Here is a 24,066-nt window from a genome sequence, read left to right as displayed (position 1 = left end):
ACAAGCAGGGCAAAACGACGCACGCGTCTACCAGWTGGAGCCATTCACGGCAACGCAACGGATGGAGCAAACGCGGTTTTCGGAGCCTTTACTTCAGCCGAGGCTACCAGTGGAGGCGTACTGGTTGTTACATCGAACGGCGAACAACGGATGATTGCGAATCCCGCAGGCTTCGGAGCGTACCGCCTCGGCAGCATTTACTACGCGGCGGCGACCAGGAAATTCATTGGTTTTGTGGCAACCAAGGGTGCGTATCTCATCGATCTGTCCAGCAATCAGATCACTCCCATTTACGCAGGTACGGATGCTTTTCAATGTAAGGTAGATTATGCCGGGAATCGTTTGCTCGTCCTTTCGCTCGATGGTAAACTGCGGGTGTATGATTTAGCCAGTAACCGTTTGATCAAAGAAGGCAACGTAATCGGCACGACCGACTCAGGAGCTACGTACAAACCCGTACTGGAAGCCACGAATCGGTTTGCGTACATTGCCCTGCCGACTACGGGTGAAGTCCATCAGATTAACCTCGAAACGCTGGCTACGACCACCAAACACAAAGTATCTGCCAAACCCGTACGCCTCACTTTACTGGGTTTTGAAAGCAGCGAAGGTCATAATGACTAAGATTTCTTCCCATTGACTCTAAAAAAGAACCCGAAAGCTCGACACTTTCGGGTTCTTTTTTTAGGCCTTACTCCCCTTTCGGAAACGGATCGCGGAAGCGAACGCTGGCCTTCACCTGCCGAATTTCGGCTGGGATACACAGGCAATTTCCCAGTTGGGAATGATCTGTTCTTGTGCCGGATTCCAGCCCATCGTTTACTCGTTATCGCAAGGCCGCTCCGTATGGTTTCCGGGAATCGGTCTGGTACAGGGATTACAGATTAGGAGTACTCGTATAACCCTTCTTTCCGTAGTATTTTTCTGTTTGTCAAAGGGTAAACCTACATTGGCTATACTTCTTGCTTAGGCTTTGTCCATGTCGGCTTGCAACCAGGCTACTTTTTGCTCGGATTCATGGGGCTGACTAATTAATTGCCCGTACAGTTCAGGACGGCGGGCCTGTAGATAGCGATGCCCTCCGGCCTGCGTGAGTTTGTCGGAGGTCAGGATTGCGATTACTACTTCATTATCCAGGGATCGGCATTCGGCCAGTATATCACCGAAGGGGTCCAAGATCATGGAGCACCCGTTTTTGAGCTGATCATCATCCATGCCGATGGGGTTTGCAAAGACCGCATACACGGCATTATCGTAGGCTCGGGCGGGTAGCCATTTCATCAACCACTGCCGCCCTTTGAGTCCGTCAAATTCAGCTCGCAAAGAGGTGGGGTCATATTTCCGGTTTTCCCAGAGTTTGGGATCTACAAAACCGGCTCCGGGACGAGTCGAGGGGGTACACATGGTCACGTGTGGCATCATAATAATCTCGGCTCCGAGCAGTTTGGTGGCCCGCACATTCTCGATGATGTTGTTGTCGTAACAAATCAGGATACCGCATTTCCAGCCGTACAGATCAAACACGCAATACGCGTCGCCGGGCGTCAGGTGTGGATTAATGAAGGGATGTAACTTGCGGTACTTCGCCAATACGCCGGATTGATCCACGCAGACGTAAGCTTTGTACAGACGATCCTGTTCATCCTTTTCGAATAAACCCGCCGCTATCGCAATCTGATGCTTTTGGGCCAGACGGATCAATTCAGCGATGCTGGGTCCCGAAGGAATAGGCTCGGCGATAGCCAGCAGTTGTTCCCGACTCAGGTGTCGGGCAAAAGTATAGCCGGTAATGGAACACTCGTGAAAGGTAATCACCTGAGTACCGGCCTGAGCGGCCTTGCCCGCCAGTTGATCGATGATGGAAAGATTATACGCTTTGTCACCACTCTTGTTTTCAAACTGAGCGGTGGCCATAACCAGGGTTCGCATAAGAGGCTTGTTTGAGTAGGCCCCAAAAATACGGAACCCGCTGGCAGCAGAATTGTACAAATTCGACAAGCCTTAGTCGGGTGAAGGAAGGAAATTGACCGCCAGACGATTTTGCTGTTTCAGGTAGCGTGAAGGCGTAAGGCCAGTCAGCTTGCGAAATTCCCGGATCAGATGGGCCTGATCATAATAGCCCGCTTCGTACACCGCTGGTGTCATCCCATGTTTATACTGGGGCTGTTGTACCTGTTTGAGAAAATGATGCAGCCGAACAATACTGCCCATTTTTTGCGGACTTACCCCAACAACTTCCTTGAATTTACGCTCCAGTTGCCGTTGTTCATAACCCGTGAACTGCATCAGCTCACGAGCCCTAAAGCATCCGTTTCGCTGAATGATCCACTGCGTAGCGGCGGTGATGAGGGGTTGCGGCCGATCCGTTGTCTGCCTAAGCAAGGTTTCGAAAAAGTGATTGAGCTGCTGCTGATTTGCCTGGACGTCAGTTGATTCGCTGAGCTGGTGATAGAAATCACGGCTTGCCGCTCCCAGTATGAGATCCAGTTCTACGATCTGGTTATTTAGCTCCGAAGCGGGTATCCCCAACAAAGAGCTCATCCCGTAGGGCTGAAAAACCACGATGATCAGATGGGTAATTCCGCTCGTATACACCGTTTTGTACTCCCTGATCTGTCCATAAACGAAGGAGGCCGGGAGCAGGTCGTCCCGATCATCCTGTAAAAGCGAATCAAAGGAGAAAACCAGGCCCGTACTACCGTCCGGGAACAACCGTAATTTTTGTACGCTTTCAAACGAATGCCGGATGAAGAGATAGTGCCGGATGAACGGCAGCAAAGCGGGAGCGGGTATCAGTTGCATCGCCGAAGAGGAGTTGGATAACCTTCAACCAGAGACAAAGCCTACGCAACATACGATTTTTTGTCGACTCTAGTACCTACAGACTTTCGGGACACCCCTCCGACTCACGCTTCATGTAAACTTCAGCCGGGATGCTTTTCCCGGCTGAACGTACACTTAAGGTAAAAATTCCCGGCTTATCGCTACACCCGCCATCATACCCGCCGCGACGGCGGCACTCACGGCTCGCTTCATGGTCGTGGCATCACCCGCGGCATACACTCCGGCGATACTGGTTTTTTGCAGGGCATCTACCTGAATGTAGCCCTCTTCCGTGTGTACGCACCCCAGGTCCCGGGGCAATGGGCAGTGCTGCTCAAAAGGCGGGCGGGCGTACAGGGCATTCAACGGAAACTTCCGGCCGTCGGCGAGCACCAAATGCTGTAAGTAGCCACTTTCGTGAACGATCTCCTGTAAAGGCGTTTCTTCAATGGTAATCCCAAGCGAACTAAGAATAGAGGTATCCGGAATAGTGGAAGGTCCGTTAGTGAATACGGTCAGTTGGGGGGTCCAGTTGCGAATGAGGCGACCCATTTCCAAAGCGGTTTCTCCGTTCATGAGAATGCCCGTTGGCTGATCGCGATACTCGTACCCATGGCAATACGGACAGTGAATGACCGAGATGCCCCAGCTTTCGGAAAAACCGGGCAGGGCGGGCATCAGGTCTCGAATGCCGGTAGCGAACAACAGTTTTTTGGCCTGTATAACGGAACCCGCGTCCGTGGTCACGGTAAAATTCATATCCTGCCCCGTTACGCTGACAGCCGTTTCGCTTTGGAAACGAACCGTGGGATATTGCAGTACTTGAGCTTTGGCACGTTCCGCAATCTCGGCGGGTGTACTGCCATCCTGCGTAAGGAAATTATGGGAATGGGGGGTCTGACGATTACAGGGCCGACCGCTATCCAGGATAACGACTTGCCGAATGGCTCGCCCCAGGCTCAAAGCCCCGGCTAAACCGGCGTAACTACCGCCAATAATCACAACGTCTACGGATTGTTTCATGGTCTTTTCAGGAAAGTAACGTCACAAACATAAGACTTTTGTCACATATATGTGACATTTCAAGGCAAAAATTTTTAAAGCCCTACGCCTTTACTGAACGAAAGCCAGGCAAAATGCTTGAGGCTGGTTTTAGCTACGGAGCCCATTGCATCGGCATTGACCGTCGCAGCAATTACTCCACTAAAAAACATGGCAATCCATTCCGCCGTAAACTCGGATGCAATCAAACCCTGAGCCTGCAACTGCGTAATGACGCCCCGATACCGCGAAGTAAAAGGCATCATACTGAGCACAATCAGGGTTTTGTGACGAATGCAGATGTTCCGGTCGGGTATGTAGTTTGCTGAACAGCGAAAACTTGGCTCCGCATTCCACACCCGCGTACATCATATTCTCCAGTTGCTTCAGCGGATCATCCGAAGCATCCAGAGCCTGCATCATGGCGGTCCGGCAACTCCGCTGCATTTCCTTCTGGCAACTCATCAGTAACGCTTCGCGGGTTTTGAAGTAGCGGTGAAGCGTCCGCCGGGTAATGGCGGCCTTCTCAGCTACCTTTTCCAGCGGAGCGGAATAATCCTCGTTAAAGACGAGAATGGCGGCGTCGATGATATTTTGTTGGGTGTTTTGCATACCGTAAAAGACAAAACTACGAAAAATTTATTGGGAAGCGTGGCCTCTGTACCCGATCCATTAACTGCATCAGCCGAGTGGTGAGGCGTTACCACTCGGCTGATTCGGTTTCTAGGTCCAGTATGAAATCGGGGCTTTCGGGAAACGCTCCTGCCAGGCCCGGGTCAAAAATGTTCGCAAGGATTGCATCATTTCGGGACGGTACACAAACTTCACACCCCCAAACTTATTGTACTTGCTGGCCCGACTGCCCTCGTCCATTTCAACGCCAATATTGGGATACCAGCCGAATAATACCGCCTTGCTGCCAGGGGTGAAACGGTGGGTAATGAATTCAACCGTCAGATCGCAGGGAAAATCCAGGCGATCGGCTAACTGATCCAGCAGGTCCGTATAGTGCTGCTGCCAATCGGGAATGGGCATAATGGGAGCCAGCACCACACCTACCGGATAACCTCCGCCCCCAAAGGCACGGGGCAACGCCAGTTTTCGCAGGGCTTCGATACGAGCCACCACCGATGCCGTTCCGCCTTCGAGGCGGCGGGCAATGGGTTCGGCATTTAGACTTACCCGTGCCCGCGTCCGGCCTTCGTGGGGCAGGTTCAGCAAGGGGTTTACCTGATCGTACTTGGTCACAAACCGCAACTGAGCCTGCGGGCGGGTACCAAAATACCGGACGCATTCTTCCAAACTGCCCGTGAGGTGCTCAATACCAATGACGTCGGTGTAACAGCTTACTTCAAAACTCGTCACGCGGTCTTCCCGTTCGTAGGTCGCCGTATGGGCCAGCAATTGCGGCAGATTGGCAAAAACCCGGGTGACTGGCGGTCCGGATAAGCTTCCGGCCAGGTAACAGTACTGACAGTGAGCCGGACAACCTTCGGCCAGGTTGAGCTGCCAGTCGGCCGAAGGCGGCGTAGGTTGCAGTCGCAGGGCACTTGGCGGAGCTTTCACCACGGCCAGGGTATTCTTGGCGTTTCGGTAGGTTTCGCGTTCGTCCGCACCACGCAAACCCGTAATGCGGTTATTTTTCAGGACTTCAATGGGTAAATCCAGAGCCTGCATCCGCTGGTACATTTGCTGACCGAAAGGTTCTTCCAACGCGTCTGGCGTAAAGAGCACCCGCTTGGGTAACCACAATCGGCTGGAGACAGCAGGACTCAAACTAGATGTAATTTCCTCGGGAATGATTACCATCAGATACGGAATTAGGGTTGGTCTCTTTGCTTTTATATAAACCCTGAAACACCCTTTTTAATTCAGTATAACCTAAGTATTTTTAAACTCATACTATTGATTTACAGATATTTATAAATTATTTTTCGATATTCTATACCTGTAATTTTTTGGTAAAGAAGACTTCCGAACCAAGTACATCTGTTTTGCCCCGGTAAAAATACACCATCGGATTTTCCTGCTGACATAGGGCTGTCATCCAGCCATCAGAGCTTTGCTATTGTAACCTTAAATACACGCACGATGTCTGGAACCTTGAAAATGAACGTAGGAATCATTACGCCAAAACTTGCCGAAAGCAAAGCCTTTTACCAAAACGTCCTGGATTTTGCAGTTACGTTTGAAAATGACTTTTTCGTGCTGCTGCACCACCCCTCGGGCATGGCAGAGATTAGCTTTCTACAACCCGATCATGCTTCACAACAACCGTTGTTTCATCCGGCATTTCCCGGAACTGGAATTTATCTGACCCTTGAAGTTACTGATGTGGAGCAGTACTACGAACGCATGAAAACCCTGGGCGTACCTCTGCAAATTGACTTACGGAAAGAACCCTGGGGCGATTATCACTTCGCGATTGCGGATCCCAATGGGGTAGGTATTGATCTGGTTACTTATCTAACTCCGGAGCAGGCTTGAGAATAAATTGTTTTATTTTTTTACCTTTGCCACCCTACAAACGAAAAGGTCTATCTGTCGTCACAGATAGACCTTCATACGTTTAAACTTCCCAGTCATCAAAGCCGCCACTTATCTCGACCGAGTAAGTGATACAAAAATGGCTTTAAAGTGATAAAATGTTGGCGTTCTTCGACAAATGGTAGCTTTTACTCGATAAATGGTAATTTTCATCCGTTTTTCGGGAAATAAGTTAACATTCGTATACACATGGTTAGTATCTATAATGCTACAAAACCTCCCTATAATACCATGTGCGGAGTTAAGGTAGTAGGTAAATTGACCTAGTGTTGATTACTCCGGCCGAAGCTGACTTAAATCAATTTTAAGGTTGAACGCGTATAAGCTGCCCGGTCAGCTACGTCAAGCAATCAAAACCCCAATTTCTTTAGGTGTAGCAACCTCTCTTTTCTAAATTCAGAGATTGACTGAAAACGCTGACGAATACCGGTCACCCGTATCCCATCAATAGCTTGCCCCCGGTAGACAGATGCGTTGCTAGCTATTGATGGGTCCGATTTGATTTCTGGGTACCTCTAACGGAATACAGGTTCAGACACTCCAGCTTTCTTTAACCTGAAAAGTATTCTTAACGGCAGTCAGTCCAGCAGCCTTCACTCAGGTTCTGCAAAACGAATGGTATCGCAGCAAACTAAACCCTCCGGCGTACGCTTTCCCAACCTCGAATCCTAGAATTGAATTTGATAACGCAGGAGCGAATCCCTGCACGTTCTGCAGTTTAAGAACGTAGCCCGAAAAGCAGGCCCTGAAACTAGAAGCAAAAGAAAAGGCAGGTATTCAATACAAGTGAGGTTTGTCCAGAGACATTTCTTTTCTCACCTGTGTCGGAATACTGGTTGAATTAAATCGCATTTCTTCGCATTTGCTAAACACCAGTGGCTTAGTATTTTTAGAAAAAGGCTACGTTTTTACATTCATTCAACCTGTAAACCCAAACGATCCATGCAAACAGTGGCTTTACAATTCAATGCCAGTGGTTATCTGATGAAAGATAATGTTCAGTTGGCAGTATCGGAGGAAGGAAATCCTGCCATTCTTAAGGTACAGGAGATGCCCGTTATTGAAGAGCCCATTTCTAAGCTGGGGCTGGATATAACCCTGCTCATTGCAGTTCCCAATCATCATTCCCAGGAATTGGAAGAATATGAAGCTTCCTGCGTGCTTAATTACGAGCAGGCCCTATTTCTGAAAAATTTCATCGATACTTTCCTTCAGGTTAACAAATAATCCCGCTTTTCATTGAATTTCAAGCCCTTTGTCTGCATTTGCGTGTAGAAAAGGATGACTTTTATGCGTGTACGGAACAAATCCCTGCGTACTTTCGTACCTAGGATGAGCTTTCATTTAGTCACACATGCATAAACACAGCTGGACCCTTCTCCTGGGAATGTTTGTGGTATCGGCGTGCTCCGGTACGCATTACTACACGGCACGTTCCACGGGATCGGCATTACTTGAAGTAACGGATCCGTCCAACCCTTCGCTTGTTTCGGGGCCGGGTTCAAATCTGGCCCAATACCTGCAAACGTACCACGATAGTCTGGACCGCTCGATGAACCAGGTACTGGTGCAGTCGGCCAAATATCTCAAAAAAGGAGGCGTAGAATCAGAATTAGGTGATCTACTGACGGATTTGTTTCGCGAGCAGGCCCAGAAACGTTACGGAGCTACGATTGATCTGGCTCACATGAACAACGGCGGCATACGGTCCGAACTTCCGGCGGGAAATCTTACGCTACGGAATGTGTACGAAATCATGCCTTTCGACAATGATCTGGTGGTATTGACGATATCGGGAGAAACCATGCGTCAGTTTATTGAATACCTGTCAGCCCGACAGGACCCGCAGTCTGGCCTGAAACTGGTGCTGGATAAGGATACTAAAAAGCCGCTGGAAATCTCTGTGAATGGTCAGCCCTTCGATCCGCAGAAAACGTACCGTATCCTCGTCAGTGACTACGTAGCCACGGGCGGCGATAGTGCTTTCTTTCTGAAAAACAGCCTGAAATCAGAACCGCTGAATTACCTCATGCGAGACGCCATCCGCGATTATTTCGTTAGCAAAGGTCAGCAACATCAAATTCTTAATCCCCAGCTGGACGGTCGTACGACCCTCCGCTAAATCCCCTACCTTCTATGCGTTCTGATCGTCGCCAATTTTTTCGACAACTTACGGGTTTAAGCGGAGCCTTGCTGCTGGGTAACTTTGATGGCTGGGCCCAGGCAGAAGCTGAATCGCTTAAATTAACCATTCTTCATACCAACGATACCCACAGTCACCTTGATCCCTTTCCGGCCGGTGACCGCAACGCGGGCAAAGGTGGTGTGGTCAATCGGGCTCGCTTACTCAGTAAAATTCGTCAGGAGGAATCTCACGTACTGTTGTTCGATGCCGGTGATATTTTCCAGGGTACGCCCTATTTTAATCTCTTTCACGGAGAACCCGAAGTACAGAGTCTGAGTATGCTGGGCTACGACGCCATTACCATGGGCAATCACGATTTCGACGGGGGCATGGAACTGTACGCCAAACAAATCCGTGACCACGCGACCTTTCCCGTACTGGTTGCTAATTACGATTTCAAAAACACCCCTTTACAGGATGTAGTCAAGCCCTATAAAGTATTTAAAGTTAATGGCCTGCGTATTGGCGTATTTGGTTTAGGCATTCAACCCAGAGGATTGATTCCGGCGAAATTATTCGGAGAAACCCAGTACCTCGACCCCTTGACCAAAGCCAATGAAGTAGCGGCGTTTTTGCGAAAGGAGGAAAAGTGCAGTCTGGTCATCTGCCTTTCTCACCTGGGTTTCAAAGGCGGGGCTGGTGAACTGATCGATCCCATTCTGGCGGCCCAGTCCCGGCATATTGATCTGATTATTGGGGGACATACGCATACCTTTTTGCCCGAACCCAAAATCTTTACCAACCTCGATAAGAAGCCCGTACTGGTGAATCAGGTCGGGTTCGGTGGAATTAACCTGGGTCGGCTGGACTTTACATTCGACCGCGTAACGAAACAGGTATTTTCTTCCGGGAATAACCTGACGGTTGCCTGATGAAACATTAAAAGTCCTCGCCAAAATTTCGGGATGGAATAACTGACGGGGACTTTTGCGTACAAGGGGAGCTTACGACACGCGTGACTAAATCAGTAAAATCATCTATTTACGCTGCGATTCTTCGGGTCATCGTATGTATGTATGTATTCTATTCCAACGTAAAAAGCCTGTCTGATTTAGAGCAGACAGGCTTTACGGAAACTAATTTATAGGTGGGTGGATGATGCACAACCAGAAAGGCCCGCTTCAGCAGCGGGGCATTCGGAAAGTAGGGGACTCCGTTAGTTTTCATGAAAATCCCCTTATCCAATTCAACTAACGGAGATTCACCCAATAGATGTTTTCGAACACAATTAACACGTTTGCTAACTCTACCCGTAAACGTCACAAACATACAAGGCTTAAAAAAAAGGTAGGCAGATGTAATTTAACTACTAACAACCCACCATATTTAGGGGGTTGTTACACGAAAAGGCCTCTGATTTAGTAAGCATACCTTAATCGAATACGCCTAAATTCCTGATTGGTCCAACTCATTTATGGCTTACTTACTACTTAGCTTCTGTTCACAACAACTAGTAATTTTGTTCAACAAAAATTAAATAACTCTGTTATTAACTTACCAAACGTATATTTTGTACGGTTATTCCGCCCTTATCGTATTTTGTCCTATTTTAACTCCTAACTTATGAGACATCCTGGGCTTTAGAAGCCCCTTTTAAACATTGCGTACAGTACTTTTTTTTCAATCCAAACGCTATACTTTATTTATTGATGACCCTCATCCGCCAATGAACATGACACGCCTTGAATTTTTAGTCGCCCAACACGTAACCATTAAAGAAATTCTCCTTTCTTCTTTTTCCGCTGACGATGATACAGTCATTCGTTTGGCTGACAGCCTGCTGATGAATCAAACCAAAATAGCCTCTGAGTTACAGGAAAAGGCTTATATGCTGATTGTGGCAGGTGACCTTCAGTTTGAAATCTTTAATGTTCGCGGTCATGTGAACATTCAGCAAAAAGAGTAAATACCAGCTCACGCGTTGTCTGGTTCAGGCTGGAACATGTCATACCCTGGTGTGCATGTTCCAGCTTTTTTGCTTTGTACTACCGGAGATGCGTTTCATGATTTAATCTATCGGTACTGATCAGGATGTCCCCATGAAAGTCTCCACCTATCTTTGACACGTTCACTGAATCTCTAACCGCATGAAAAAATTACTTTGCCTGGTCAGTATCCTGTTTGTTTGCGGAGGATCCGCTCCGCGTAACCTAAGCTGGCTGGCCTTGGGTGACTCCATTACGTATCTCAATGATCATACCGATGAAACCCAACATCGGATTTCGAAGGGTTACCTAACCCTGATTACGGAACGCCACCCGCGAATCCACTACATCAACCAGGGTCATAATGGCTGGTCGGCGGTACAGATTGCCCAAAAAATTGAATCGCTGGGGCTGGTGAAAGCCGATGTCTACACCGTTTTTCTGGGTACGAACGACTGGTGGCAGGGAAAAGCCCTGGGTACGCTGACGGATTACGAGCAGCACACGGGAGCCGAAACTATTTACGGTTCGTTTCGTATCATTCTGGATAAATTCAAACAGCTTAATGCATCCGCAAGGGTTATTCTGATTACGCCAATGCAGCGGGTAGATTTTGTATACATCAACAATTTCAAGAATCAGGCGTATGGTTCGTATCAGGAGAAAAATGGACAGCGACTGGAACAGGTGGTCGAGGCTATTAACCAAATTGGAAAGCTGGAGAAGTACCCCGTCGTTGACCTCTACCACGATTCGGATTTGGCTCTGGAAAAACTTGTCCGCTTCAAACGCCTGAAAGATCCCCAAACGGGTCAGTACCGCGACTATCCTTACCCTGACTTCATCGGCGTACCCTTCAATCCCGATACCGACGAATACCCCTACCCCAAAGAAGCCGCAGCCCTGACGTACGACGGTCTGCATCCTTCCGACGCTGGCTACGAGATCATCGCCGACCGCTTACTGAGCAAATGGAAGGGACGGAAGTGAGGAGTTTTGTTGATGGGTGTTCGTTATTAGTTGTTGGTCAGAGTCGTTTTTAGCGTGTAAGGAATCGTACGTTATGATGAATAAAAAACACCACGGTCTTTGGGGCCGTGGTGTTTTTTATCAAAAGCTTAACTATCCGATACTCGTTTGCTTAGAAACTATACCGGGCACCCAGCTGAATCTGGTAGGGGTTGCCGGAGGGGTTTACTACACCCGCCGTGTTCACACGATAGTTGAAACGAGCAGCCGTTTTATCGAAGCCAGCGGCCTGCAAACCATACAGCGTCTGCGTACCCAGGGTTTTCGTTACACCCCAGTTTTTGTTCAGCAGGTTCGAAAAGTTGAATACGTCCGCTGAGATTTCCAGAGCGTGGTTTTTATAAAGCTTGAACTTCTTGTTGGCCCGTACATCGAACGTACCGTAGAAACCATTGATTCCACCGTTACGCTCCGCAATTTTTCCTTCGTATTTCAGAATGTAATTTTTGATGCTCTGACTAGCGTCAGGGTTATCCAAAATCGCCTGTAGGCCCGTACGTACGTTCTCAGGAACGCTACCGTTGGTACGGCTGAAAATATAGGCCAGATCGTTCGTCGCTACGAAGTCACCGTTGTTATTTGCTCCTGACAACATCGAGTAACGCGTACCGCCGATGCCCGAGTACCGAACCCCGATGGTAATACCGTAGAACGAAGGCAGCGTAGCGGCGAAGACCACTTTACTGCGGAAATGAGCATCGGAATACGTTACGCGGCTCAGGTTACGTGGGTCATCCACTACGGGCAGGGACAGGGTTGCTGAGTTGGCTACGTTTCCGTTAAAGGACGTATTATCGCGGATGTCGTTCCAGGTATAGCTGGCCGTGATTTCCCCATCCCGGAAGTAACGGAACGTAGCGTCGGCTACAAAAGCCAGCTGGTTTACTTTTCCTTCGCTAACCAGCTCCAGCACGCGACCATATTTCTTGCTGATTCGACCTTCCAGCCAATCAGGTACACCACTCGTAGGTATGCTGTTCAAGGGTACGTACACGCCCCGGTTGCCTTCCTGCGACAGACGGAAGAAAGGATCAGCCACCATGTTGCGGTCTACGTAGGTGTAATTGTTACGACCCAGTGACAGATACCCGGCGATTCCTACGCGAAGACGATCCGTCAGGAAGCGGCTGTACGACAGGTTTGCTTTATACACCACGGGAATACGAACATCCGGACCGTAGGTGTTGATGGTGGGCAACTGGAACTGAGCCAGGCTTGGAATACTACCGTAATTATTGCGGTACGCATTGAAGTCCGGTCTCGGTACATTTGCTCCCCGAACATCCACCGTCGCCAGGTGCTTGCCGTCAAACGTCAGGTTGTTGATAACCATGTAGTTGTTAATGTCGGAAGCAAACACCCCCCCGCCAAAACGTACATAATCGGTGTGACGCTCATTTACATCCCAGGTGAATTGCAGACGAGGCTGTACGACAAAAGCCTTCAGTTTGTTATCGGTACGGATACCCAGTTCATTGAACAAATCCTGGTTGAGCGGCGAAGAAGGATAAAGCGTATAATCCAGACGTAGACCGGCCGTCATGTCCAGACCACGGGCAATCTTGGTTTGCATTTGTCCGTAAATACCCGCGTTAAGCGTTTTACCCGTTACACCCCAGTCATCCATCAAAGGTACTTCGCGGTAGTAGCGGTAAGGCTTCAGGTTGTTGAAGTTTTCCAACGCTGTAATCGTGCGGCCCGTCGTCGGATCTACTTCCGCGTTATAGTGGAAGCGACCATTTACTTCACTACCGTACACCGAGTAAGCGTTCGTGTACATGACGTCAAAACCGAAGGTATACTGTACTTTGTCGGTGTTGTAGTACAGGTTGTCTACCAACTGAAATACGTTGTTGCGGAAACGTTCCTGAGCAAAACGGTGACCACCCATCTGGATGTTCGTGGTCGCATTCCGGCCTCCGGTCAGGGTAGAGGCTACGTTTTCAACGATCGCCCGAGGGATGTTGGCTCCGGGCAACTGATCACCGGGGCTACTTTTCTGGTAGGTATACAGGTGCTGCAGTTTCAGCTCATTGGTCATCCGCGGATTCAGCGTACTGCGTAAGGTAGCCAGTAAGCTGTTGTCAACATTGTAATCGTTACCGTATGATTCGTACAGGTTGATGGCCGTGTTATCAGCTAAACCTAATTTATTGACGTCGCTGGTAAAGTTATTCCGCAGGGTCAGCAGGTGCTTGTTGTTGATCTGCCAGTCAATCCGGGCAAAAGCCGCATCCGAACCGCGTTTTTTATCAAAATTGCCGTACTGACGACCTTCGGGCGACATACCGTATTTGCTACGGGCAATGGTAATGTACTGATCAAGAGTATTGGTTGTTACGTTAAAACGGCTTTCATCCGTAGCCGTCCGAATGTCTGCAATGATCAGTGGGCGGGAATCCTGCTGGTGATCCCATACCATGAAGAAGTGGAGTTTATCTTTAATAATCGGACCGCCCAGCGAGAAACCGTACTGATTGGTCGAGAAAGGAGCATCGCGTTTGTTTCCCCGAATGTCGTAAGGGCTTGACAGCCAGTTCGCCCGCGTATAGTTAAAAATGCTACCCGTAAATTTGTTGGTACCGGCTTTCGTTACCACACTCACCGTACCACCCCCGGCCCGGCCAAAGGTTACGTCGTATTGGTTGGTCACGACTTTAAACTCCCGGATGGCTTCCATGGAAATCGAATACGGAGCATTGCTTCGGCTGGTGGTGGCTCCGGCCGAGGTCGGGTTTTTAGCCGTCATCCCATCAATGGTAAAGTTGGTGGAAGAGGCCAGCTGACCCGAAAGGTTATCCCCACGACTCAGCGGAGAAAGGTCCATTAAAGAGCGGTAATTCCGACCGTTTACGGGCAGTGTCAGCATGGCTTTTGCCGAAATGGCCGTGGCCGTACCCAGGTCTTCAATTTTGTTTTTCAGACCGGAAGCAACGACTTCCACCACCTGCAGACTTTGCTCGTTTTCCTGCATGGTCAGGTTCACGCGGATGGCGTCACCCTGGTTGAGCATATAGCCCGTTCGCTTCTGTTCACCGTACCCAACGAAGGTGGCACTCACGTTGTAGGGGCCCCCTAAGGGAAGTTCTTTAAAAGAGTATTCACCTTTGGCATTGGTAACGGTTCCGGTGGTAAAGCCCGTTGATTCATTTTTGATTTGAACCGTGGCTCCCGGTAAGGGTGAATTATCTTTTTCGTAAATGACCCCGAAAATCGAGGCTTGCGTCGTTTGGGCAAACAAAGGCTGAGAAAGCCAGCACGTACCCAAAATGATAAGGAGGGCGACTAATAGAGATTTTTCATCTAATGGGAATAAAGCGTAAAATTCCCGCAAATAGACAGCTCTAACATTACCTGGATATTAACCGCCTATTACGAAATCAATACGAATGAATTCCGCAATAAATGCTTCTGTGTGGTCATGAAACCGCAAACGGGCTGAATCTTCCAGCGTCACTCCGCTACTTTAGTCTTCCGTTTGAAGCGAATTCCCTTGGGCTGTTGCAGCTGCCGAAGTAGTTGCGTCATAGCTCGGTCGTGAGGACGGACGGACCATTGACGCCGATGGTTTGCTGATTCGGCCGCTGACTGATCAAATCCCATTTGACCTGATTTAAAAAATTGATCAACAGGGAATGTTCAGAAAGCCCTGGGTACTACCTGCCAAACGATGTCCTTTCCGTTTTCCCAGAGTAAGCAGCCAAACAGGGAATGGTACATCATTAGCCCACCGCCAGCCGAAGGAGCCGTTTTATCGGAAAAATACCCAAAGATGAAGCAGGGAAGAATAAAGAAACGAGCCTACCCGATGCGGACCAAAGCCCGACCCTGCATCTGTCCTTTCAGCAGGGTTTCAAGAACGGCGGGAACTTCGGCCAGGGTAATTTCCCGCGTTAAACCCGGTAAATCCGCGGGTTTCCATGCGTTTGGAGTTTGGAGTTTGAACCTTACGAATCCAGCCGTACGACAATTTTACCACTGAGCGTACCGGCTTCCATTTGTTCGTGTACCTGGATGATTTCATCGAAGGTAAACGTGTGAGCGATCCGGGGTTGAATCAGTCCTTTGGCCAGATAATCAGCGAGTACCTGCATGTCTTCGCCGCTGGAATGGACGAACAGAAAATCCGCCTGTAAGCCCCGTACTTCAGCCTCCGCTTTCCAGCCTTCCCCCTTTCCACTCGGATGGTGATGAGCCGACCCGTTGGTTTCAGAATATGTAGAGCTTTTACGGCGGCTTCGGCTCCGAGCGTGTCCAGGGCAAAATCAATATCCTGCGTGGCCTGTTCAAAATCAGTGGTCTGGTAATTAATCCATTCATCGAGTCCCCGGGCTTTCAAGATGGCTTCGTCTTCTGTCTTCGCCGTTCCGATGACGTAAGCCCCCAGAGCCTTGGCCATTTGTACGACGAAAAAACCAACGCCTCCGGCGGCTCCCTGCAAAAACACCCGCTCGCCCGCTTTGACGGCCGCTTTTCGAATGGCCTGATACGCCGTCAGAGCGGAAAGAGCCGTACCTGCTGCGATTTCAAAGGAAACGGAGGTCGGTTTCAGAGCCAAATGCTCGGCGGGGGCGGCGACGTATTCGGCATAAGCCTTGCCATGACCGGGGAAGTTGATCATTCCGAATACCTCGTCCCCCATTTTAAAGGCGGTCGCGGTACTTTCAACGACTACGCCAGCGATGTCCCAACCCAAAATCAGAGGCGGGTCGTTCTTAATGTTTTCGTACTGCCCCTTCCCCTGTAAGGTTTTGTGATCCACCGGATTAATGGATAGAGCCTTCACTTGTACCAGTACCTCGCCGGACTGGATACGGGGGCGGGGCAGGTTCCGGAGCTGTAATTGATTACGCCCGGCAAGGGATTCCATGACAATGGCTTTCATACCAGATACCTTTAGTAGTTAGACAAGGGTTACAACGAGCTTACCCACGGTTCTACCCGTTTCCTGTTGGAGATGAGCCTCGCCCATCTGATCCAAGGTATAGGTTTTAAAAAGGTGGGGTCGTACCCTGCCATCGGCTAGTAAAGCGGCAATTTGCTGCATATCGGCTCCATCGGACTGTACCAGGAAGAAAAAGGCATTGATGCCCTGAACCGTGGCCTGCTGCGTAATAGATTCGGGCAATCCCGTAGGAATACTGATGAGTGTACCCCCCGGTTTAAGCACATGGAGTGAACGTTCCAGAACGGGCAGGGCTCCCACGAAGTCAAGTACCAGATCCACCTCCGATACGACTTCATCGAAGGGCTGAGCAGTGTAATCAATGACTTCATCGGCTCCCAGACTTTGCACAAATGCCTGATTCGAAGCTGAAGCCGTACCAATGACGTACGCTCCGAAATGTTTCGCCATTTGTACAGCAAAATGACCTACTCCCCCAGCGGCGGCGTGTATCAAAATGCGTTGGCCCGGCTGAATGGGAGCTTTATGCACCATCGCCTGATAAGCCGTCAAAGCAGCCAGGGTGGCGGCAGCGGCTTCTTCGTGACTAACATTAGCCGGCTTCAAAGCTAACTGGTCAGCGGGAGCAGCCACGTATTCGGCATAGGCCTGACCATGACCGGGAAAATTGACCATTCCGAATACTTCATCGCCAACCTTGAAATCCGTTACGCTGGAACCGATTTCAGTAACAATCCCGGAAACATCCCAGCCCAGAATCAGCGGATGAACGGATTTTAATCGTCCGGCCATGCCTTTTCCCGCCCGCGTTTTCGCATCAACGGGATTGATACTGATCGCTTTTACCTGAATCAGGACTTCATGTTCCTGTACGGTAGGTACGGGCAGCTCGGTATAAACGAATTGATCGACGCCTCCAAATTCATTAATTACAATGGCTTTCATGCTGGTTGTGGTTCTAAGTTCGGTGCAAAATTGTACCAGTTTCCCCGACCCTTTCCGGTAGTTCTTTTCTCATTTCCGGTACATTTGTGTCTACCGCGGCAAAATCGGTACCGCAACGACCCTACGTGGTATACGGTGTGAAAAGCCTTTTACGTACCATTCATTTCTTACAACGATGCAGAAAGAACGTTTGCACGAGCCTTTTACGATTGTTCACAAAACCYTTGATGACTGTCCTAAAGGCGGGCACCAGCACTTGTTTTTTGAACTGGTGTATATTTTGTCGGGTACCGGCGTTCAGTGTATTAATCAGAACAAATTTTCGTACCGTCCGGGGCATATGTTTCTGATTACGCCGGAAGACTGTCACTCGTTTGCAATCGAAACGACGACGGAATTCTTTTTCCTGCGGTTCACCGACATTTACCTGCACGCCAATACCTTTCAGGCTGACGATATTCAGCGACTGGAATTTATTCTGCAAAATGCCAACCATCAGCCGGGCTGTATTCTTCGCAACCAGCCCGACAAATTGCTGGTACAGCCGCTCGTAGAAGCCATCATCCGTGAGTATGCCCAGCGGGATCGGTACAACAAGGAACTCATTCGTCAGTTGGTGAATACGCTGATTGTCATTGTCACCCGAAACATCGCCCGCTACTTACCCCAGCAGGTGCAGGCCCATACCGACGAGCGGGCTTTGGACATTCTGCATTACATTCAGAATCATATTTACGAACCCGAAAAAATCCGGGCGGAAGCCGTTAGCCAACACTTCGGCCTGTCGGAAACGTACCTCGGCCGTTACTTCAAAAAACACACGCAGGAAACCATGCAGCAATACATTACCAACTACCGGACGAAGCTGATCGAAGCCCGGCTGCAACATAGTGACCTGCGAATTAATGAAATTGCTTACGAGTTGGGTTTTACTGACGAAAGTCACCTCAACAAATTCTTCAAAAAACAGCGGGGCATTAGTCCGACCGTATTCCGTCGCCAGCAGAAATCCGCACTAGCGTAATAAAGCTTTTTGCTGCTTTGTCAAAGCGGCGGCTTTCTGTTGAGCCTCCGCCAGCGGTAGCCCTTTTTTCATGCCCGGACGCTGATGACCCGTAGCCGTCAGCCAGGCGTCTTTCATTAGGGACTGCTTTTCCGCCTCCAGTTCCAGTAGCTGGGCACCTTTGGGGTGAAAAGCGACGCTCGCCCGGGCATCCGTCGCGGTAGCTACCTGATCTTCCCCCAGCCCTACCAGGAGTTGTTGAGCCATGAGCCAGTGGCCCTGTTCCTGCGGGTGGATACCGTCTTCGGCCAGGTAAAGGTGGCGTTCTGTTGTCGTTGGGTTTCCAGATACGTTTTCATGGGAAAGTGAAGGTCCAGTACCCGCCACTGTTGGGCTTCCCGCTGGGCAAGTAGCCATTCGGCGTAGCGATCCAGTACGGCGGCGTAGCCCTGAGCCTGTCCCCGACTCTCATCGTATACGGGCGGGGTAACGTGGATGATGGGGGTACCCGCCTTCACGACCTGATCATGCAACCACTGCACTCCGGTACGGAAGGCAGCAAACCGGCTTTCATCCCAAGGAAGGTAGATTCCATCGTTCATGCCATAACAGGCAATTACCAGATCAGGTTTGGTTTGCTGCAAAACCCGACTCAACCGTTCGTGCAGATCGGGCCGGGGAAATTTACCATCCGCGTGGTTGGGCTCAGATAGACCCGATACCGTTTCACTGGGTAAACCCACGTTGATGATTTCATAGTTCTGACGGGGATATTTCACGCGTAGGTACGCCGCTACATCGGTTACGTAACGGCCATCGTACGTAATACTGTTACCCAGAAAAACAATCCGGTGTACCTGTCTGGAAAAGGGCTGAGCCTTCAGGTTGATCTGATACAACAGGCTGACAAGCATTAGCACTGCGAAACGCTTACTGGTTAAAACAGCGTAAATCAAACGCATTACTTGTGTTGGTTTAGAGCAAATAGCGGGAAAAGTCCCTTATCGCCGAAGATAAGCCGGGGATTTTTTTTAGAAAAATTACGGGATAAGCCCCTTCATTTCATTCATCACCCTGTAGTGCCTGGAAGAACCCAGATTTCTGCCTTCGTTTCAGGCGTATTAAAGAAGAATGGGGTACAAGCCGCCTGCGAGTACCCCATTTGAGTCTACAACTGGACATAGTCTAGTTGAGAGCTGCATAACCGTCAATTTAATTAATAATTCGGATGTCGTATGGCATTCTCAGTTCCCTTCCTCAGCCATTGCCCGCAGGCAAATTATTTCCTTCACATCCTGAAAAAACCAGCAGATACACTTTTTAAACACTCAAACCTATATCGTAAATTTGATATTTACCATAGAAGAAGTTAAGTAATTAATGTAGTATTAATACTAGGCTTTAGTACATTGTCTTTAGTTAATTTCAATTAACATATATACCTGCAGGTAAATAAAATGAGCTTCATAATAGATGTATTTTTGAAAAACTCACCAGAACATAACCTTTACGGCTACCTCTATTTTATCTCGCCACTACTTTTCTAGTAAGCCCATTCACTTGTTTTATCATTCATTTTTTCTCGTAAACGTCTCTTTTAGTACAGATTTTTATTGCTACGTCAGTTTTTTAAAAGCACAAATAGCCTTTTACTTTTACAAAATCAATTGCATGGATCTGATGCCTACTAATGAATGATTGCTGTAGTAATTGATTTACAAATCACAACGCCCTCCCTGCTTAACCAGCCTTATTTTAGTAAGTATATTTTTACATCGTATACAACTGCTTAATAAAAAAATATAAACTTTTTAAGCTAAGATTAACTACCTAAAATTTAGGGGTTATTGTTAATAAAATAAGAAGGGCACGCAATGTTGCGTGCCCTTCTTATTAATAAGTTGATAAGAATCCTCGACCGTCTATTTTTTCTGCTCTGACAAAAAAGTGACGAGGGAGGCAAATTCTTCGTACGAAAGGGCGTTGGCCAGCCCCGCAGGCATCATCGAGTTTTCCATTTCTTTCCGACTGATAATATCCGAAGCTTTGATGGTGTATACCTGCCCGGCAATGTCGCGAAGTACGACCCGGCTGGCGGATTCTTCCGTTACAAAGCCCATGTAGCTTTTCTTGCCTTTCGCAGTGATCATAACCGTTGCAAAACCCTGAGAAATGGAGGCATTGGGTTTCAGAATGGATTCCGCAATTTGATCCCGGCTCATGATCGAACCAATTTGTCCCATAAACGGACCTTTCATGGGTTCGTTACGGCTCAGACTATGGCAGGCAATGCAGCCCTGCTGCGTAAACAGGGTTTTACCCAGCGTAGCATTTCCTTTCAGTTTTTCCAGAGCCAGCATGACATCCTCGATGGACGACTCGCCTACCTGACCTTTTTTATTCTTGATTTTCTCCAGGTCTACTTTAACCTCTTCTTTCGCTACCGTAGTCTCCTGTCCACCCCATTCGGCGATGTTCATGCGAAGACGGCTGTTGAGATCCGCGTAGAAGGCTTTGTCACCAGACTGTTGCCACTGTTTCATCAGAAAATCCTTCACCTTCGGCGACGATTCCCAGGCAATCGCTTTGTAGTACGGGCCGTGCGTATCGGGTCGCGTACTCCACCACCAGCTTCCGTCGTAATCGGCTTCTTTCTGATATAAACGGGCGAGGGTTACCAGCATTTGCTTTTTCAACGCAGCATCATTGGTTTTGCCATACGCAGCGATGATACCGTCTACTGCTTTCGGATCGTGCATGGAACGTAAGGCCCATAAAGCCAGGGTGGATTGTCCCGTACCCAGTGCTTTTACGCAGGCGTCAACGGCATTCAGGCTCACGAGTGCCCGAGCGGCCAGGTGGGCTGGTACGATCGCCGAGTTAGGTGTCGCGTGCGGTCCTTCGGTATTGCCTGCAGGAGCTACGAAAGAGGCCGGTACTTTCACCTGCAAGAGAGCCGTAGCAGCCTCCGGTTTTCCCAGACGGCCCAGACCAATAATGGCCGCCGTTTGTACGCGGGCCGAAGGATCGTTCAGAGCTTTCAGGAAAGGTTCAAGCGGAGCCTGTTGAGCCCAGGCTTTCCGATCGGCCAGAGCCTTGAGAGCAAATTCCCGCAAGGTGGCATCCTCGGTCAGTTTGACCAGATTACCGATGCCCTGACTACCCGCCGACTGAGCGTAGGTGAACAAAGCGGCTACCCGACTGTGCAGCGGCTGAGCAGCATCCGTCACCAACGTCCAGGAGGCCGGAGCTACGCTGGCAGCCGGACGCGTAAGCAATTCCTGCTGAGCAGCCAGACGAGCTACGCTACTACCCAGCTTCAATGCCCCGACTAGCTGTTCAACATTGGCTTTCTTTACTTCCATAAAGGGCTTGTAACTCCAGCTTTTCGGAACCGCCCGTACCACAAAACCCTTACCGGGATTACCCGAATAGCCGGCACCATCCCAGGCGGACAGATAGGCCTGTCCGGACGCGTCTACGTCAATATCCGTAATCTGCGGAAGTTTGATAAACTCCTCTTCTTCTGCGTAAACTGGCCTGATCGGACGTTACGCGGTGCAGGTACAGCTGGTTCCGACCCCAGTCGGCCATCATCGGCACGCGGTTGTATTTCTCCGGCCAGGTATCATCGTCCATAAACAAGGAGCCCGTACCCGAACCACCGCCCACGTCAACCAGAGCGGGAATGATTTCATCGGTGAAATGCATGAACAGCGTTGGATAGCCGTATTCACCCGTTTGGAGTAAATGGCTGAAGCGGACGTTCCAGCCGCCGCCGTCGTTGGTGTTTTCCCGCGTGAAAATGTTCATGTACGGGTCAATAGCGACGTCGTACACATTTCGCGTGCCATGGGCATACACTTCCATTTCCGTACCGTCGGGCCGTACCCGCACGATTCCGCCGCCGAGCATGGTCAGTTTTTTCCCCGACCGGTCTACGGCGTCATGGAAACCAAAATCGCCCACGGAGATATAAATCCAGCCATCAATGCCCTGACGGATGCCGTTGGTCGCGTGATCCGTTCCCCGGCTTTGCAGAAAATTTGGGTTACTGATGTGCTCAATCAGGGGGCGGGAAGGTCCGTCTGCTACGCCATCATGGTTTTTATCGTCGAACACGACCAGGTCCATCCCCGTAGCCACGCCCTTTTCCTTCGAGAAAACCGTATGAAGTACGAATACCTGATCGCCAATGGTCAAAATACCTCGTGGGTTATCGACTTTAGCAAAAATGGTATGCGAATCGAGCTTGCCATCGTGATTGCTGTCAACAAGGCGGACGATACTGCCCTGCCCCGGCTTCTTACCCAGCGAACCCATTTTATCCACCCCTACGAATACTTCTCCCGAGGGTGATACGGCCAGACAGGCGGGACTTGGCGTCAGCTCCGGTCCGGTAAAAGGAGTCACCCGTAATTCTCCGGGCCAGCTGGTTCCGTTGGGCAAGGAGTCGATGAGCACCCGCTGCGAGGGAAGCGACTGCGGGCGATCCGTGCGGGAGGTATTCCAGAATAGTAATAAGGAAGCTGTAATCAGCGGAAGAGTAATCTTAAGCATTAGGGAAGAGCAGGTTTCGTGAATATGCAAATGTATAGGTTACGCTTATCTTTTAGACCGCAAAAGCCAGCCTTTTCCCTAATATTTGTAAATCGTTATTAATTATGGCTTTTTCAAGTCCCGGTCCGTGTTTTGTGACGTATCGTTTGTCATGAAAACAGAACGTTGAAAGACGTTATGGAATAATGGCCTTCTTTATATACCCGTAGTGAACCTGGAAGTCCTGTCGAACGAGTCAGGGACTGAAACGTACTACCATTCATTGCTAATGTATCCCAAATGCCATGTTAGACCTCATCATTGATGCCCGACCCGCAACCCTGGGTAATAACTTTACGATTCGCCGGATTCTGCCTTACCGGCTTCGACGCATGATCGGCCCGTTCATTTTTATGGATCACGCGGGTCCGGTACAGTTTACCGCCGAGCAGTTGCCAAGTATGGACGTGCTGCCGCACCCGCACATTGGCTTGTCGACAGTCAGCTACCTGTTCAATGGTCTGGTTACGCATCGCGACAGTTTGGGCGTAGAACAGGTGATTCGTCCCGGCGAAGTGAACTGGATGACCGCTGGTCGCGGCATTGCCCATTCCGAGCGTTTCGAAGATCCGGCAACGCTGGCCGGGGGATCGCTGGAGATGCTACAAACCTGGGTGGCCCTGCCCCAAGCCGACGAAGAAACGGACCCGGCTTTTACCAATTACCAGCCCGATCAATTGCCGGTTTTTACCGATAAAGGGGTGTGGATGCGACTCATTGCCGGGGAGGCTTTTGGGGTTAAAAATGATGTCAAAACCCATTCGCCGCTGTTTTACGTGCACGTGGTTTTACAGGCCGGAACCCGCTTTGGCATTCCCCTGGGCTACTCCGAACGGGGAGCCTACGTAGCCAAAGGCAGCGTGGAAATCAATGGTCATCGCTACGGCGTAGGGCAGTTGCTGGTTTTTACGCCCGGTATTGATCCAGTCTTAGTGGCGGTTGAAAACAGTACGATCATGTTACTGGGTGGTGAACACCTGGGCGATCGTTACATCTGGTGGAACTTCGTTTCTTCCAGTAAAGAACGGATTGAACAGGCCAAGGCCGACTGGCAGGCGGGCCG

17 protein-coding genes and 3 pseudogenes are annotated in these 24,066 nt (G+C 49.6%); 9 read left to right on the top strand and 11 right to left on the bottom strand.

The window, feature by feature from the left end; all coding sequences use genetic code 11:
• Positions 1-624 (top strand): annotated as a pseudogene (locus BWI97_RS25175) (hypothetical protein); the annotation flags it as partial.
• Positions 625-966: 342 nt separating this feature from the next.
• On the opposite strand, the gene BWI97_RS25170 reads toward BWI97_RS25175, so the two are convergent.
• The 5 genes from BWI97_RS25170 to BWI97_RS25150 all read right to left on the bottom strand — a co-directional run bounded on the left by BWI97_RS25170 (position 967) and on the right by BWI97_RS25150 (position 5,673).
• A complete protein-coding gene (locus BWI97_RS25170; RefSeq protein ID WP_102203281.1) occupies positions 967-1,929 on the bottom strand; it encodes a nitrilase family protein in 963 nt (320 codons plus the stop codon).
• Between the two features lie 72 nt (positions 1,930-2,001).
• Positions 2,002-2,802, bottom strand: coding sequence for a helix-turn-helix domain-containing protein (locus tag BWI97_RS25165; protein ID WP_102203280.1), 801 nt, complete (start codon positions 2,800-2,802; stop codon positions 2,002-2,004).
• A 156-nt stretch (positions 2,803-2,958) separates the two neighbouring features.
• Positions 2,959-3,846, bottom strand: coding sequence for an NAD(P)/FAD-dependent oxidoreductase (locus BWI97_RS25160; RefSeq protein ID WP_102203279.1), 888 nt, complete (start codon positions 3,844-3,846; stop codon positions 2,959-2,961).
• Positions 3,847-4,026: 180 nt separating this feature from the next.
• Complete coding sequence (locus BWI97_RS25155) at positions 4,027-4,476, bottom strand: TetR/AcrR family transcriptional regulator (RefSeq protein ID WP_199182100.1); 450 nt, start codon at positions 4,474-4,476, stop codon at positions 4,027-4,029.
• A 111-nt stretch (positions 4,477-4,587) separates the two neighbouring features.
• A complete protein-coding gene (locus BWI97_RS25150) occupies positions 4,588-5,673 on the bottom strand; it encodes a spore photoproduct lyase family protein (protein WP_102203278.1) in 1,086 nt (361 codons plus the stop codon).
• A 282-nt stretch (positions 5,674-5,955) separates the two neighbouring features.
• Here BWI97_RS25150 and BWI97_RS25145 point away from each other — a divergent pair, with 282 nt between their 5' ends.
• The 6 genes from BWI97_RS25145 to BWI97_RS25120 all read left to right on the top strand — a co-directional run bounded on the left by BWI97_RS25145 (position 5,956) and on the right by BWI97_RS25120 (position 11,511).
• Positions 5,956-6,351 (top strand): VOC family protein, encoded by a 396-nt coding sequence (locus BWI97_RS25145; protein WP_199182099.1) that lies wholly within the window; start codon positions 5,956-5,958, stop codon positions 6,349-6,351.
• Positions 6,352-7,353: 1,002 nt separating this feature from the next.
• Positions 7,354-7,638, top strand: a complete 285-nt coding sequence (locus BWI97_RS25140) for a hypothetical protein (protein WP_094812836.1) — start codon at positions 7,354-7,356, stop codon at positions 7,636-7,638.
• Positions 7,639-7,765: 127 nt separating this feature from the next.
• Entirely contained in the window at positions 7,766-8,533 is a 768-nt protein-coding gene (locus BWI97_RS25135; protein ID WP_102203277.1) for a 5'-nucleotidase C-terminal domain-containing protein, read from the top strand.
• Between the two features lie 14 nt (positions 8,534-8,547).
• On the top strand, positions 8,548-9,468 hold the full coding sequence (locus tag BWI97_RS25130) for a bifunctional UDP-sugar hydrolase/5'-nucleotidase (protein WP_102203276.1): 921 nt from the start codon (positions 8,548-8,550) through the stop codon (positions 9,466-9,468).
• Between the two features lie 728 nt (positions 9,469-10,196).
• A complete protein-coding gene (locus BWI97_RS25125; RefSeq protein WP_146011028.1) occupies positions 10,197-10,502 on the top strand; it encodes a hypothetical protein in 306 nt (101 codons plus the stop codon).
• Between the two features lie 181 nt (positions 10,503-10,683).
• Entirely contained in the window at positions 10,684-11,511 is an 828-nt protein-coding gene (locus BWI97_RS25120) for an SGNH/GDSL hydrolase family protein (protein ID WP_102203274.1), read from the top strand.
• 151 nt (positions 11,512-11,662) lie between these two features.
• On the opposite strand, the gene BWI97_RS25115 is transcribed toward BWI97_RS25120, so the two are convergent.
• The 3 genes and pseudogenes from BWI97_RS25115 to BWI97_RS25100 all read right to left on the bottom strand — a co-directional run bounded on the left by BWI97_RS25115 (position 11,663) and on the right by BWI97_RS25100 (position 17,401).
• A complete protein-coding gene (locus BWI97_RS25115) occupies positions 11,663-14,884 on the bottom strand; it encodes a carboxypeptidase regulatory-like domain-containing protein (protein ID WP_369826670.1) in 3,222 nt (1,073 codons plus the stop codon).
• Between the two features lie 613 nt (positions 14,885-15,497).
• Positions 15,498-16,420 (bottom strand): annotated as a pseudogene (locus BWI97_RS25105) (NADP-dependent oxidoreductase).
• A gap of 33 nt (positions 16,421-16,453) precedes the next feature.
• Positions 16,454-17,401, bottom strand: a complete 948-nt coding sequence (locus BWI97_RS25100; RefSeq protein WP_102203271.1) for an NADP-dependent oxidoreductase — start codon at positions 17,399-17,401, stop codon at positions 16,454-16,456.
• A 175-nt stretch (positions 17,402-17,576) separates the two neighbouring features.
• Here BWI97_RS25100 and BWI97_RS25095 point away from each other — a divergent pair, with 175 nt between their 5' ends.
• Positions 17,577-18,425, top strand: a complete 849-nt coding sequence (locus tag BWI97_RS25095) for an AraC family transcriptional regulator (RefSeq protein WP_102203270.1) — start codon at positions 17,577-17,579, stop codon at positions 18,423-18,425.
• On the opposite strand, the gene BWI97_RS28640 is transcribed toward BWI97_RS25095, so the two are convergent.
• The 3 genes and pseudogenes from BWI97_RS28640 to BWI97_RS25085 form a co-directional block, all read right to left on the bottom strand.
• Positions 18,417-18,671, bottom strand: coding sequence for a hypothetical protein (locus tag BWI97_RS28640; RefSeq protein WP_233208029.1), 255 nt, complete (start codon positions 18,669-18,671; stop codon positions 18,417-18,419). The genes BWI97_RS25095 and BWI97_RS28640 overlap by 9 nt on opposite strands.
• A complete protein-coding gene (locus tag BWI97_RS25090) occupies positions 18,650-19,366 on the bottom strand; it encodes an SGNH/GDSL hydrolase family protein (protein ID WP_233208028.1) in 717 nt (238 codons plus the stop codon). Before BWI97_RS25090 ends, BWI97_RS28640 begins: the two co-directional genes overlap by 22 nt.
• 960 nt (positions 19,367-20,326) lie before the next feature.
• Positions 20,327-22,964: pseudogene (locus tag BWI97_RS25085) on the bottom strand (HEAT repeat domain-containing protein).
• A gap of 284 nt (positions 22,965-23,248) precedes the next feature.
• Here BWI97_RS25085 and BWI97_RS25080 point away from each other — a divergent pair.
• The coding region (locus BWI97_RS25080; protein WP_102203269.1) for a pirin family protein at positions 23,249-24,066 on the top strand (818 nt) is incomplete at its 3' end.

Origin of the sequence: Siphonobacter sp. BAB-5405 (assembly GCF_002872335.1) — a bacterium.
Taxonomy (GTDB): domain Bacteria; phylum Bacteroidota; class Bacteroidia; order Cytophagales; family Spirosomataceae; genus Siphonobacter.
The sequence above is the reverse complement of the archived record's forward strand: the minus strand, read 5'-3'. Positions and strand labels throughout refer to the sequence as shown.